This window comes from Rhodococcus sp. 15-2388-1-1a (assembly GCF_002259145.1).
Taxonomy (GTDB): Bacteria; Actinomycetota; Actinomycetes; order Mycobacteriales; family Mycobacteriaceae; genus Rhodococcoides.
This window is the reverse complement of record NZ_NPFP01000048.1, coordinates 40,098-54,480: the sequence shown is the minus strand read 5'-3', so window position 1 is coordinate 54,480 and position 14,383 is coordinate 40,098. Positions and strand designations below refer to the sequence as shown.

Annotated in this window: 12 protein-coding genes; 6 read left to right on the top strand and 6 right to left on the bottom strand. The window is 64.2% G+C overall.

Going from position 1 to position 14,383, the window contains the following annotated elements; translation table 11 throughout:
* The first annotated feature begins 87 nt into the window (after positions 1–87).
* Positions 88–1,944 (top strand): HNH endonuclease signature motif containing protein, encoded by a 1,857-nt coding sequence (locus CH302_RS26810; RefSeq protein WP_255139084.1) that lies wholly within the window; start codon positions 88–90, stop codon positions 1,942–1,944.
* Positions 1,945–2,041: 97 nt separating this feature from the next.
* Here the strand turns inward: CH302_RS26810 and CH302_RS26805 are convergent, their stop codons facing one another.
* The 3 genes from CH302_RS26805 to CH302_RS30465 form a co-directional block, all read right to left on the bottom strand.
* On the bottom strand, positions 2,042–4,078 hold the full coding sequence (locus CH302_RS26805) for an ArnT family glycosyltransferase (protein WP_217903134.1): 2,037 nt from the start codon (positions 4,076–4,078) through the stop codon (positions 2,042–2,044).
* Between the two features lie 102 nt (positions 4,079–4,180).
* Positions 4,181–4,861, bottom strand: coding sequence for a class F sortase (locus CH302_RS26800; RefSeq protein ID WP_212556180.1), 681 nt, complete (start codon positions 4,859–4,861; stop codon positions 4,181–4,183).
* Between the two features lie 3 nt (positions 4,862–4,864).
* Complete coding sequence (locus CH302_RS30465; protein WP_037191335.1) at positions 4,865–6,274, bottom strand: ice-binding family protein; 1,410 nt, start codon at positions 6,272–6,274, stop codon at positions 4,865–4,867.
* 409 nt (positions 6,275–6,683) lie between these two features.
* On the opposite strand from CH302_RS30465, the gene CH302_RS26790 reads away from it, so the two are divergent.
* Positions 6,684–7,412, top strand: a complete 729-nt coding sequence (locus CH302_RS26790) for a TetR/AcrR family transcriptional regulator C-terminal domain-containing protein (RefSeq protein ID WP_037191334.1) — start codon at positions 6,684–6,686, stop codon at positions 7,410–7,412.
* Here the strand turns inward: CH302_RS26790 and CH302_RS26785 are convergent.
* The 3 genes from CH302_RS26785 to CH302_RS26775 form a co-directional block, all read right to left on the bottom strand.
* On the bottom strand, positions 7,366–7,629 hold the full coding sequence (locus CH302_RS26785) for an alpha/beta fold hydrolase (protein WP_141216737.1): 264 nt from the start codon (positions 7,627–7,629) through the stop codon (positions 7,366–7,368). The genes CH302_RS26790 and CH302_RS26785 overlap by 47 nt on opposite strands.
* A gap of 90 nt (positions 7,630–7,719) precedes the next feature.
* Positions 7,720–9,414 (bottom strand): MDR family MFS transporter, encoded by a 1,695-nt coding sequence (locus CH302_RS26780; protein WP_037191333.1) that lies wholly within the window; start codon positions 9,412–9,414, stop codon positions 7,720–7,722.
* Positions 9,415–9,506: 92 nt separating this feature from the next.
* Positions 9,507–10,796, bottom strand: coding sequence for an MFS transporter (locus CH302_RS26775; RefSeq protein WP_037191332.1), 1,290 nt, complete (start codon positions 10,794–10,796; stop codon positions 9,507–9,509).
* Between the two features lie 92 nt (positions 10,797–10,888).
* On the opposite strand from CH302_RS26775, the gene aroQ reads away from it, so the two are divergent.
* The 4 genes from aroQ (at position 10,889) to CH302_RS26755 (ending at position 14,373) form a co-directional block, all read left to right on the top strand.
* Positions 10,889–11,323 (top strand): type II 3-dehydroquinate dehydratase, encoded by a 435-nt coding sequence (aroQ, locus tag CH302_RS26770; RefSeq protein ID WP_037191330.1) that lies wholly within the window; start codon positions 10,889–10,891, stop codon positions 11,321–11,323.
* A 47-nt stretch (positions 11,324–11,370) separates the two neighbouring features.
* Positions 11,371–12,126, top strand: coding sequence for a DsbA family protein (locus CH302_RS26765; protein WP_230596289.1), 756 nt, complete (start codon positions 11,371–11,373; stop codon positions 12,124–12,126).
* Positions 12,127–12,145: 19 nt separating this feature from the next.
* Entirely contained in the window at positions 12,146–12,718 is a 573-nt protein-coding gene (locus tag CH302_RS26760) for a vitamin K epoxide reductase family protein (RefSeq protein ID WP_037191329.1), read from the top strand.
* A gap of 119 nt (positions 12,719–12,837) precedes the next feature.
* Complete coding sequence (locus tag CH302_RS26755) at positions 12,838–14,373, top strand: C40 family peptidase (protein WP_037191328.1); 1,536 nt, start codon at positions 12,838–12,840, stop codon at positions 14,371–14,373.
* Positions 14,374–14,383 lie beyond the last annotated feature (10 nt).

Sequence of the window (14,383 nt, the reverse complement as noted above, 5' to 3'; positions counted from 1 at the left end):
TTCCCACAACGCGGCCGAGCAACTTGTCGGTAGGTTGGTGTATTGGTGCTACTTCTCCAATCCTTCTTCAGTGCAACGGAATTGGAGTTGACCGGCATCGATTTCTGCAATACCATCGAACATGCGTTCTACTTCCAGTGGGAACACATGCCGGGGGGCGACTACACGATGACCACATCCAGCTCGACGCGCAGTCGATTCGCGGCCTATCTCGGGCCGCAATCGAAGCCGTACATCGAGGCTGCTTCTCTGACCGAGATTCGAGATGTCGCGACGCTGGAGAATCAGGCGTGCGCACGGAAAGTGGCTGTAGCCGCTGCCATCTGGGACTCATGCATCCATCAGAACGTTCTGGTCGGTGACATCATTCAGGATGCCGGCAATTACGCGGCGTCGGAGATTGCGCACGTTCTGGGTTGCTCGAAGACCGTAGCGAACACGTACGCCGAGATCGGCATGGACTTACGGCTCCGGCTTACCGATGTTGCAGCAGCGTTCGAGGCCGGCGAACTCGATCTGCCTCGGGTCCGCGCGATATACCGGTGCACCCACAACCTGACGCAGGACGCCGCGACGGCCGTCCAAGGGGAGGTTCTGCACGCTGCCCGACGCCTGTCACCGGGTCCGCTGGCGACGGAAATCTGGTCGATCATGTACCGCATCGCACCCGAGCAGGCTGCCGCTCTGCGCAAGGACTTGGAACGGCACACCAACGTCACGTACACCGACAAAGACGTGCTCTCGACGCTCAAAGCCGACCTCACCGCCGCCGACGCCGCAGCTGCTTGGCAGTTGATCAACGAGATGGCCGCGACCGTGTGCCGACGTGATCCGCGAAACAAGGGGCAGAAGCGTGCCGCAGCGTATGTTGCTCTGCTGCAGCAAGAGTCGTCGATGGCATGCATGTGCGAACCCGATGACGACAATCCGTGCACGGCCGATACTGTGCGACCTGATCGACGCGCCCCACTGACGGTGATCACCGTCGACCTCGCCACTCTCGCCGGTCTGCTGTCCAGTCCTGCTCACCTGGCCGGCCACGGCCCCATCGATGCCGAATACGCCCGAGAGCTCGCAGACAACGCACACTGGCAGATCCTCCTCACCGAAGCCCGCAATCTGGCGGAGAAACTCGGCTACGGCGAAGACCTGGAGTCACTCGTAAACCTCGATACCGATACCGATACCGATACCGATACCGATACCGACAATGGCACGGGCACTGAAGACAAGGGCGCCGAAAGCAGCGCCGACAGCAGCAGCAGGTCGCAGGTGGTGTTTCATCCGCTGGGACGCAGTCGTCGTCGCGTCGGCGGTTCGGTTCCTCGGCCCCCGAAGTCCGCACAACCACCGCGAAGCACCTGTGTCGCCACACCGTATCGGGGCACTTACACCTTTGTTGCCGAACGCGAAGCGGCCATCACCGCAGATCCCGCTCTCGGGCTCGCGCTCCACCCGGACGGTCATGGAGGTCTCGTGGTGCCGCCACCCGGAGCCCTCGTATATCGCACGACTATGGCACTGGCGGAACGCATTCGATATCGCGACCGCACGTGCCGGCACCCCGGCTGCGACGTCCCGGCCCAGCAATGCGAGATCGACCACATCGTTCCGTACTTTCATCGCGACCCCGAGTCCGGTGGCTGGACCATCGACACCAACCTGCACTGCCTGTGCCGCTACCACCACAGCCTCAAGACCATGGGGTTGTGGACGCCGGTGATGCTCGCCGGCGGTGTCGAGTTCTGGGTCTCGAATGCCGGCACCACCGCGATCACTGTTCCCGGCACCACGCAACTCGCGGACCTGAGCCATCTGCCCGTCGTCCATCGCAGGCCCAAAGGTGAAGCGATGCAGGCCGATACCCCGATCCTCGAGATAGTCCAGCCGCTGCCCGCGCCGGTACCTACGTCGGCACCCGACGATGATCCTCCGCCTTTCTGATCGATCACGGGTCAGTACCACGGGTCAGTACACAGAAGTTCCACCGCAGTCGAAGCGTCTGCGGTGGAACAACTGTGCCCAATCGGCGTCGCGGGTGTCAGCCCGTGTAGGTGCTGAGGTCGTACACCGTCGCGCTGCCGACGGTGCTGGCGGTGAAGTTCGCCTCGACCCATTCCTGGATCTGCGAGGAAGTACTCGCGGAGTCGCCGCCCATGCCCCCGCGCGCCATTCCGCCACCCATTCCGCCCGACACGTAGTACGCCACCTCGTGATTGGAGACGTACTCGATGAACTCGTCGAGAGTCGGGGTGGGATCGCCGCTCCATCCGCCGATCGCCATCACTGCCGTATCGGACGCCAACTCGTATCCGGCTGCAGACATCGAACCGTTCACGGCAGCGGACCACCGCGTGGTCGTGGACTCGAGCAGAGCCGTCAACTCCTCGTCGGTCTCACCCATACCGCCCATCGACATACCGCTCGGCAGGTCGCCGCTGCCGAAGCCGGCCGGAAGATCGGCAGCATCGCCCGGCATCGCATCGCCCGGCATCGCTCCACTCGGCATACCACCACTCGGCATTCCACCGCCCGGCATGCCGCCAGGGCCTCCGTCGCTGACTGCACCTGTCGGGCCCGCGGTGGGGACGGAACCACTGTGTGCGTTGGTCGTCGTGGCGATGGCGTACGACGCGCCGCCGCCGAGACCGGCCACGGCTCCGAGGATCAACGCAGCGGCAGTGAGCTTTCGGTACCGCCCGGCGAGCAGAATCATCACGGCCGCGACGATGGTCCCCACCAACAGAATCCATTTCAACGCAGGCAGCCAGTCCGCGTTGCGGTGCAGCAGCACCCAACTCCAGGTACCGGCCGCAATCATCATCGTTGCCATACCGGCTCTGCCCCAGATGGATTCGCGTCGAAGCCACAGTGCATAGCCGCCGGTTCCGATCATGCCCGCAAGTGCAGGAGCGAGCGCGACGGTGTAGTACGGGTGAATCGTGCCGGACATGTAGCTGAAGATCAGCGCCGTCACCAGGAACCAACCGCCCCACAGAATCAGGGACGCACGCAGCAGGTCGGTACGTGGCGCTCGGCCACGAGCGATCAACCCGAAGACCAGCGCCACCAGGGCCGCCGGGATGAGCCAGGAGATCTGGATTCCCATCTCGCTGCCGAACAGTCGGTCCAAACCGGTCGACCCACCGAAGCTGGACCCGGCTGCCCCGGCACTCATTCCGGTCGGAGCCTCCATCCCGCCACCGCCGGTGTTACCGAAGATTCGGCCGAGGCCGTTGTACCCGAGCACCAGATCCATCACGGTGTTGTCGGTGGACCCGCCGATGTACGGTCGGGCGTTCTCCGGCCACAGCTGAACCGTCAACACCCACCACCCCGCAGCGACGATCAGCGCCGCGAACGCGCCGACGAGGTGCAGCAACCGGGCCCGTAACTGCGCCTGTCCTGCAACGAGATACGTGAGACCGAACGCCGGCAACACCAGCAGCCCCTGCAACATCTTCGTCAGGAAGGCGAACCCGAGCGCCACGCCGGCGAAGGCCAGCCACATCGCGGCCCGTCGTCCGGCAGCCGTCTGCAGAGATCGCACCACGAAGTAGCCGCCGAGTGTCATGAGGAGAACCAGCAGCGCGTCGGGATTGTCGAAGTCGAACATCAACGCCGCCGCCGGAACCGACGCCAGAGTGAAGCCGGCGAGCAACCCGGCTGTGGGGTTCGCGACCCGCTTGACCGCGGCATACACCGTCGCCACAGAGGCGACTCCCATCAATGCCTGCGGTAGAAGCAAACTGAAGCTCGAGAACCCGAACACGCGAGCCGACAGTCCCATCACCCACAGTGCGGCCGGTGGCTTGTCCACGGTGATGAAGTTCTCGGAATCGAGCGATCCGAAGAACCACGCCGTCCAGTCCTTGGTACCGGCCTGTACCGCCGCGGCGTAGAACGAGTTCGCGTAACCACTTGCGGTCAGGTTCCACAGGTACAGGGTTGCGGTGGCCGCGAGCAGAACCAATAACCCGAGCAGGTGCCGGCGGCGATACAGCCACCCGTTCTGCCGGGACGGCTGGCGGGCATGCGATGGAGGCATCGCGCCCGGTCGGTCGAGTTGGGCAGTCATCGCAGATCCTGTTCGTCGAAGTTGTCGACTACGAGAATGTGCGATGGACCGTCGGCCACGCTGGGAGCAGCCTGCGAACTTGCTGTGAGCGAAAGACCTCGCTCAGACGCGATCGGCGTACACGACGATGTTGTCGTCGTAACTCGAGATGTCCGAGTCGAATTGACCGCCGCAGGTGATCAATCGCAAGCCGGGGTGGTCGATGTCTCCGTAGACCTTGTCGGTGGGAAACGCATCCTTCGGATACTGCTCCACCGCGCTGACGACGAATCGGACCGTGTTGCCGTCCTGGCTGACGACGGTGACATCGTCGCCCTGTTCGAGTTCGCGGAGCCGGTAGAAGACGCCGGGGCTGCCGCCCCAATCCACATGCCCCGCAACGATCGACGGTCCCAATTGCCCCGGAACCGGCGACCCGGTGTACCAGCCGGCTGGGAAACCACCCGCGGGAACTTCCATCGAGCCGTCCGGACGCAGACCCAGACCCATCACATCGGAGTCGACGCCGATCGCACCGATCTCGAGCCGCGCGGGCGGTGACCCAGGAGCCGACGACGATTCGGCGGCAACCTCACCCGACGGGGCGACGGCGGCAGGAGCAGGAGAAACCGAGGACATCGAATCGTTCTGCGACGGGCCGGGATCCGAGGGCGTTGCGCAGCCGGCAACCAGCGACAGCAGCAGGAGGAACGCCGCTGCCACCGCCCGCACCACGACCCGGTGTCGGGTCGTGGTGCGGGCGGTTTCGGCCAGAGGTATCGATACCTCGACGGTAGGTCTCACCGATCAGTGCCGACGACGAGTCAGAGTCAAGGCAGAGACTGCACCGACCGCAAGCACGGCCAGTAACGTCCAGATCGCAACGAACGGCGTTGTGTCAGAGGATGACACAGTGCTGCCGTCACCGGTGTCGACGCCACCGTTCGGGATCTGCGTGATCTGCCCACCCGGGTTGTACGTGCCCGGCTGATCCGGGCCACCCGGTGTGCTCGGCTGGTTGGGCTGATCAGGCGTGTTCGGTGTGTTGGGGGTGTTCGGAACGTTCGGCTGATTCGGCACGTTCGGCTGGTTCGGCACGTTCGGCTGGTTCGGCACGTTCGGCTGGTTCGGCACGTTCGGCTGGTTCGGCACGTTCGGCTGATTCGGGATACCCGGGATCGGCGGGATCGTGATGCCGGGGACGGGAGGCAGGCCTGGGATCGGGGGTACTTCGATGACGATCGGCGGCGTTCCGCCACCGTCACCCGGGGTACCCGGTGTACCGCCGCCGTCACCGGGAGGCGTCGTGGTGACCGGAGGCGTGGTGGTCACCGGAGGCGTGGTGGTCACCGGAGGCGTGGTGGTCACCGGAGGCGTTGTCGTGACCGGAGGAGTAGTGGTCACCGGGGGTGTTGTGGTCGTGGGGGGTGTTGTGGTCGTCGACGGAATGACGGTTTCACAGTTCGGGCTGGTGATGCGGTTCGAGTCCAACGTCACGGCACCGTTCCGGGCGAGCAGGCGTCCGTCGACGGTGGCACCGGTGGTCGCGGTGATGGACGCCAGCGCCATGACGGTGCCGACGAACTGCGTGTCGGTGCCCAGTGTCGCGGAGCTGCCGATCTGCCAGAACACATTGCAGGGATTCGCTCCGTTGGTGAGCGATACCCGACTGTTGGAGGCAGTGATCAGCGTCGATGCCGCTTGGAAGATGAATACGGCATTCGAGTTGCCCTGCGCATCGAGTGTCAGGGTTCCGGTCAGGCCGAGAGTCCCCGATCCTCCGTACAGTCCGGCGAGAAGAGTTTGCCCACCGAGCTCCACTCCGACGTTCGCCGGGCCGGTTCGACCGGCCGCATCGTTGTAGCCGACGGTGAGATCCGACTGTGCCTGTGCTGCAACGGTATCGCGGTCGTGGATCACTCCACCGGTGACCAAGCCGGGCGGAAAGCCGGTGACACTCGGTGGTTCGCCCTCACCTGGACTGACGCCGACGTCGCCGCTGATGGTCGAGGTGCCGGTATTGGTGACGGTGGAGCCGGCAAGTACGGCGAAAGTCTCTGCGGTTCCGAGGCCCACGGTGGTGGGCTGGGCAACGGCGGGAGATGCAGTGATCATCATGAGTGCGCTGGTGGCCAGGGCAATTGTTCCTACGACGGGAATGAGCGTCTTGCTGCGGCCGGTGGTGGTGGACGCATGGGTGCGCTGCGAAGCATGCATGGATTACATACCGATCTGATGGTGGGGGACGAAGCGGGCTTGCTGCCTCGCTTCGTGGATCACGCGCATCGATCCCCCGACGAGTTCGATTGCGCGGTAGGTTATCTCGCGACTTTCGACGATGTTCACTGGCATACACCAGGGGCGTCGAGGTCTCGCGGTCTGTGCACTTCGATGGCATCGCGTGCCGACTTTTCTGCAACACGCGATAGGAGTGAGAGGTAGGCGGAGGCTCGTGGCCCACTCCGCAACAAAGAGTTTCCCCGTATCTCTACGGTGTAGAGCTACAGCACACCACGTGTACTCTCACGGGTCAAGCGAAAATGCCTGCAGGACAACAAGTTTGTTTTGGGTCTGATAACCTTCGATATACCGCTTAGTTCTGATTCCGGAAAGGTGGTGACGCTCGTTGTCACCGTCCAATCGCACGGGCCCACACGTCAAGGACAAGATCGACCGCGAATACGTGGTGTCCGCAGCTCTGTCCATCGTCGACCGAACCGGCCTGGACAGCCTGTCCATTCGCAGCCTGGCGTCGTCGATCGATCGCGATCCGATGACGGTGTACCGATATCTCCCGACGAAGGAGGCACTGCTCGACGCCATCGCCGATGCGATACTCAGCCCGCTCGTCACGGTCGATGTGACCGACCCCGATTGGCAGGGACAGCTGAGAATCTTCGCCCGGCACTATCGCTGTCTTGCACTCGAGCATCCGCACGCGGTAATTCTGCTGTCCACTCGCCCCCATCGAACGCCGCTCGGGCTGGGCACCACCAGATCTTTGAGGTCGTTGGAGGGCGTACTGGCACTGTTGACCGCCGCCGGGTTCACCGTGCCCCAGGCATTGTCGACGTACCGGATGCTGAAATCTTTCCTACGGGGACACCTGTTGAGCGAGACGCAGGAGATGCCCGAGAAACCCGACGAGACCGGAGATCGGCTGACCCTCGCCTTGCGCCGCCTCCCCACCGCCGAATTTCCGCTGCTGTCCACGCTTCCAGCGCTGATCACCGAATACGACGGTGCCCTCGAGCTCGAGCGTGGACTCGACGTGTTGTTCGAGGGTCTCGGGCGCACGGCCGAGACCGTCACGCCCGCCGGATCGGGGCAAACCTCTGCACTGGGTCACGGGTGAGGAAGTCCACCGAAATCGCGTTGCTCAGCTCGGGTTTCTCGACCAGTAGCCCATGGGACGTGCCCGGCACGATCGACAGTTCGGCGACCGGCACGCTGCGATAGAACTCGGTGGCGTGCTCGATGCTCACCTCGTCGTCGTCGTCGATCATCACCAGCGTGCGGACCGCCAACTCGGCCAGCATCTCGGGCGTCAGCGCCGGCTCTGCGCTGTGCATGTCGTCGAGCCTGCGCACGCCGCGTACCACGTCCGCACCGGACCGAGCTGTACCCAGTTCCCAGAACTCACGGCGTCGGAATTCACGACGTCAAAGTAGACCCGTACCCGCTTCGTTCGCTCGTTCTTCGTCACGCTGCTGCTGCGCCGCAGCCAGCCCCGACATCGTCCGCAGCGGCACCTCCTTGAGGAACAACACCAGCACGAAGCCGATGACCATCAGGATCGACACGGCGAGGAACACGTAGTCCATGGCGTCGGAGAACCCGATCCGGAACGGCTCGGCCAGTGCGGGTTCGAGCTTTTGGATGAACGAGCTGTCCTGCAACGCACTACCTGCGACGGAGGCGTCACCCGACGCTATCGCCTGGGCGAAACCGGATTCCAGCGGGTCGGAACTGGTTGCGGCGCTCTGCACTGCCTGCTGAAACTCCGGCGTCGAACTCGCGGCGATCAGTGCATCGCCGGTCTTCGGGGTCAGCTGGGTGAACAGCATCGACAGGAAGACGGCAACACCCACCGTCGCACCGATCTGCCGGAAGAACGTTGCAGCAGACGTGGATACACCCATGTCCTTGGGCGGCATCGCATTCTGGATGGCCAGGGTCAGCGGCTGCATCATCGAACCGAGCCCGAGGCCGAACACGCCCATGACGATCATCGTCTGCCACAGCGGCGTATCGGCATGCACGTAATGGAAGACGAACATCGCGATCGCCATCAGTGCGGTACCGACGATCGGAAAGATCTTGTAGCGGCCCGTCTTCGAGATCATGCGACCCGAGACGATCGACGCGATCATCAGGGCACCGACGAGGGGCAGAGTCTGGTAGCCGGCCAGCGTCGGCGAGGAGCCCTTGACCACCTGCAGATACTGCGGCAGCAGCGAGATGCCGCCGAACATCGCCGCACCGGCAATGACACTGACAGCAATACACAACGAGAACAACGGGTTTCGGAAGAATCGCATGGGGATCAGGGCGTCGTCGCCCATCTTGATCTCGGCGAGCACGAACGCGATGACGCCGACGATGCCGATTCCGAAGCACAACAGGGCCCGAGGCGAACTCCATCCCCACACGCGTCCCTGCTCGGCGATGATGAGCAGCGGTACGAGGCCGACGCTGAGAAGCACTGCGCCCCACCAGTCGACGCGCGCCTCGCGGCGGTACACCGGCAGGTTCAGTACTCGCCACACCACCACGAGCGCGATGATGCCCAGCGGGACGTTGATGTAGAAGACCCAACGCCAGCCGGTGATTCCGAGGATCGACGACTGCCCGGCGAGCAGTCCACCGATGACCGGCCCGAGCACGCTGGACGTGCCGAACACGGCCAGGAAGTAGCCCTGGTACTTGGCACGTTCGCGCGGCGGCACGATATCGCCGATGATGGCCAGCGCCATCGACATCAGACCGCCCGCACCGAGGCCCTGAATGGCGCGGAAAGCGGCGAGCTCGTACATCGACGTCGCGATGCCGCACAGCATTGACCCGACGACGAAGATCGAGATGGCCGTCATGAAGAACGGCTTGCGTCCGTACAGGTCGGACAGCTTGCCGTAGAGCGGGGTCGAGACCGTCGAGGTGATGAGGTAGGCCGTGGTCACCCACGCCAGGACCGAGAACCCGTTGAGGTCGTCGGCGATGGTCCGGACGGACGTCGAGACGATGGTCTGGTCGAGGGCGGCAAGGAACATGCCCATCATCAGGCCCGACAGAATCGTCATGATCTCGCGATGCGAATACTCGCCGGTCGCGGGCTTCACTTCAGGCTCGGTAACCATCTCTTGGATTCACCTTTACATAGCATTTACTTGTGTCCTACAACGATATTCGGACCACCAGCATGCTCGCAGAAAGCCGTCTAAGCAAAGGTTTATTTACGGCGAATCCGGTCCCGCACCTCACGCATCGTGTGCGGGTGAATGCCCTCGGCAGCGAGCACCCTACGAGTTTTGCGCCGCGTCAACAGAACCCCGGTGATCGCGATGATCCACACCGGGAACTGCGCGAGCAACGCCACCCGGAAGCCGTCGAACGTGTAACCACCCATCGCGTCGAGAATCCATCCGATCGCCGCGATCACCAACAGCGACGCCAGGAAGCCACCGATGTTCACCATCCCCTGCGCCGTCCCCAGATTGGCGCTCGGATTGAACGTGCGGGCGAGGTCGAAACCGATCACCGAACCGGGGCCACCCACCGAGATCACCACGACGAGCAGCACCAGCAACCACAGCGGAGCAGGCCCGGGCAATGCCAACACGATCGCCCACATGGTCGCGTTGCTGACCATGATCGCCAGCACCAGCCACGACCGTCGCATCGGGTACCGCCCGGTGAGAACACCCACCACGATGCCCGACGCCACCGCGGACGCCACCGACACCGTCAGCAACGCTCCGGCCGTTGACGCCGACAGCCCTTGTGCCGACGTCAGATACGGCACACCCCAGAGCAACGCGAACACCGTGATCGAGAACTGAGTACCCATATGGGAGAAGAAGCCGAGCCGGGTGCCGGGGCGTCGCCACACGTCCGCAATGGAGACGAGGGTCTGTCGAAGCGTCGTCGGCTCGAACGCGGGGGCAGCTCCGTCGTCGGGGCGATCTCTGACGAGCGCGAGAACCAGTACGAGTGCAAGGAGCCCGAGCGCCGCTGCGCTACCGAACGCGAACGTCCAACCGGGTCCGTTCAACAGGATGAGGAACGGGACCGCCGAGAGCACCTGGCCGAGCTGGCCGAGCAGACCGGTCAGCTGCGAGACGATCGGCACTCGCCGCGGCGTGAACCACACCGGCACCAACCGCAGCACCGAGATGAAGGTGAGAGCATCGCCCACGCCGACGAACGCGCGTGCGACCACCGCGACCGGGAGCGACTCCGTCAGCGCCAACGTGATCTGCGCCGACGCCATGATCAGCGCGCCTGCGGCGATCATCTTCCGCGAACCGATGCGATCCAGCAGCACCCCGGCCGGGATCTGCATCCCCGCGTACACGATCACCTGCAGCACCACGAACGACGACAGCAGCGACGGCGACACCGAGAACCGATCCGCCGCACTCAGTCCGGCGACGCCGAACGACGTTCGATGCAGCACTCCGATGATGTAGGCGAAGACACCGATGCCCCACACCACCCAGACCGTCTTGCCAGTACTCACCGGACGATTGTGTCAACCACGCTGTGGAATAGTCGGAGCCGGTAGTACCCGAAGCAGGCAGTAGTACCCGAAGCAAGAAAAGGAGTGGCGCGATGGCCAAGCAGGTGTTGGTGCTCAACGGTCCGAATCTGAACATGCTCGGAACCCGGCAGCCCGAGGTCTACGGCCACGCCACCCTCGCCGACGTCGTCACCCTGTGCGAGAAGACCGCCGCCGAGCACGGACTCACCGTCCAGACCGAGCAGTCCAATCACGAGGGACAGCTCATCGACTGGATCCACGCGGCCCGCGGGGTGGCGTCGGGCATCGTCATCAACCCGGGCGGGTTGACGCACACGTCCGTGGCGCTGCGCGACGCACTCGTCATCCCGGAGGTACCGATCATCGAGGTGCACATTTCCAACGTGCACGCCCGCGAGGAGTTTCGGCACCACTCCTTCGTCTCCCCCATCGCCAGCGGCGTCATCGCCGGACTCGGGATCGACGGATACCGATTCGCCATCCAGCGCCTCGCTGCTCTCATCTGACGCAGCTCTCATCCGACGCTCAGGATCGACTGCCTAAACTGGTCGCCGTGAACACGAGCAAGAACGTCTCCAAAGACATCAAGGCCATGCAGAACGGCGACAAGAATCGTCGGACTCTCGTTCAGGTCGTCGTCGCAGTCGTTCTGATAGCGCTCGTGGCGGCAATTGCCCTCTTCATCGTCAACAAGGATTCGACGTCGGGGGATGCATCGTCCGCGGCAGGCTCCGGCGCGACCGGGGCCCAGCTCACCCCCACGACCTTGACGGACAACGGTGCCATCCGATTCGGCAACCCCGACGCCACCACCGTCGTCAGCGTCGTCGAGGACTTCCAGTGCCCGGCGTGCAAGAACTTCGAGTCCATCAGCGGATCGACGCTGCAGCAGTTGGCCGAGGCAGGCAACGTCGCCGTCGACTACCGCCCCATCTCCATTCTCGACCGGTTCTCGAACGGGACCATGTACTCGACCCGCGCGGCCGGTGCCTCCATATGCGTCGCCGAGAACGACCGCGACAACTGGATGAGCTGGCACACCGCCATGTTCGAGCAGCAGCCGTCCGAAGGCGGTACCGGACTGACCGATGACGAGCTCGTCGCGATCGCCGCCTCCGCAGGTGCCGACTCCCCCGCCATCGCGTCGTGCATCACCGCCGGCAGCTACACCGATTGGGTCACCACCCAGACGCAGTCGGTCCTCGGCGAAGGCATCAACGGAACGCCGAACGTGCGCGTCAACGGCACCGACATCTCCAACCCGACGCCGGAGAACATCCTCGCTGCCGCTGCAGCAGCCGGTAACTGAGCAGCATCCGGTAATCGACATGAGAACCCGCGCAGGTGCCGCTGTCTTCACCCTGTTCAGCGCTTTCGGGTTACTCGCAGCGCTGACGCTGACGGTCGAGCGATTCAAACTGCTCGAGGACGCGTCGTACGTCCCGTCGTGCAGCCTGAATCCGGTGCTCTCGTGCGGTTCGGTGATGGTGACGAAACAGGCGGCGCTCTTCGGTTTTCCGAACCCCATCCTGGGCATCGCCGCGTTCTCGGTGGCGCTCGTCGCCGGGGTGCTCTGGCTCGGCCGCGTAGAACTGCCCCACTGGTTCTGGCTCGGACTGAGTGCAGGCCTGCTGCTCGGCGAAGTCTTCGTGCACTGGCTGATCTTCCAGAGCCTGTACGAGATCAATGCCCTGTGCCCCTATTGCATGGTGGTGTGGGCGGTGACGATGCCGTTGTTCGTGCTCGCTCTGAGCCGATTGGTCGGCTCCGGCCCGAACAACGGCGGCACAGTCGGCCGCCTCTTCCTGGAATGGCGCTGGACGCTGCTCGCGGTGTGGTACGCAATCGTCGTCGCGCTCATCGGAATCCGCTTCTCGGACTACTGGGCATCCCTGCTCTGACAGTTTCGCAAAACTCATGAGTCGAACGTCTGCACCGTGCATGATGGGTGCAGCACCCGAGTGAGACTGATCACAGCTCCTGGCTCGGGGAAGATCGTTCGAGTAGCAGGAGTCCATACATGGCAGGCGATCCATTCGCAGTCATCGTTGCCGTCATCGTGTCAGCCGCCGGTGTAGTCGCCGGAACCGATGCCCCGGCTCCGATTCCCGATCAGGCGGTGCAGGATCAGGCGGCGGAGATCGCGGCCAACGCCGAGGATCAGGCGAAGACGATGAGCGATCAGTGGACCGAACTACTGGGCACCATGCCCGAACCGGCCGCCGACATCGCCGATCGCACCCTCTCCGACGCCGCCGAAGGCTTGCACACCGCCGCCGAACCGATGCTCCCCGACCTACCGACGGTGGAAGACATCCAAGCAGTCGGCACAGAAGCCGGCGACCCAGAAGCAGCCGGCACAGCAGCCGGCGATACGGCAGCGGTGCCGACCGCGCCGGGAGATGCACTGGCCGCCACCACAGCCGCGGCCGTAGCTGCTGCCGGCTCCCCCTCCACGCCACTGCCGTTCAGTGTGTTCTCCTCGAATGCGGTGTCCACCACCGCAGCCGCACTCGGGGCCGGTGCCGTTCAATTCGCCGGCCGTACGTACACCGCCGCCGATATCGCCACCCAGACCGCGTTCATGGCGTCGGCCGAGGCCATCAGGCGCGCGCTGTTTCCCGGTCAACCCGCCACGTTCACCGGAATCAATGTGGGCTCGATCGGTTTGGGTGCGGTGGGAGCCATCACCGCCTTCGTGCCGTGGCTGCAGAAGGCAGGCAACATCTGCGGCGGCGTCAAAGCGACGACCATCGCGGCACTGTATGCCGCCGAGAACGGTTTTCGGCACGGCCCCACTGCTCCGGTCTCGAGCACCGGCGCGCAGGGACCGGGGCAGTTCATGCCCGGCACGTGGGCGACATACGGCAAGGACTACGACGGCAACGGCGTCACCGACGTCAACAGCATCGGTGATTCGGTGATGGCGTCGGGCACACTGCTGTGCGACATCTACGGACAGGTCGACGGTTGGAAGCGCGAGGGCAAGGTGTCCGGTGACACCTTGGATCTGACCCTGGCCGGATACAACGCAGGCGCGGGAGCTGTACTGCGATCGGGCGGTATGCCCTCGGGCACAGTCGATTACGAGACTCAGACCAAGCCGTACGTGTCTCGCATCAGAGCGACCGAAGCGCAGTTCGCCGCCATCCTCACCCCGTTCGCCGGACTCGACCTCACCGGAATCGGCGGCCGATCGGTGCAGCTGGCGATGGACTACCTGGGACTGCCGTACGTATGGGGCGGCGGAAACATCAACGGACCGTCCGGCGGCGGATTCGACTGCTCGGGCCTGACGTCGTATGCCCTCTACAAGGCATCGGGAGGAAAGGTCACCTTGCCCCGAACCTCGGAAACTCAGTGGAACGTGGGCACCGAGATCCCTATGGAGCTCGCGCAACCGGGCGATCTGCTGTTCGGAAACTTCGGACCGGCCGGGCCGGGCCACGTGGCGATCTACATGGGCAACGGCCAGATGGTGCACGCTCCCACCACCGGGGACGTGGTGCGCGTGGCACCGGTGTTCGACGGTATGCGCGCCCGTCACATCGTCTAGGTGCGCGCGT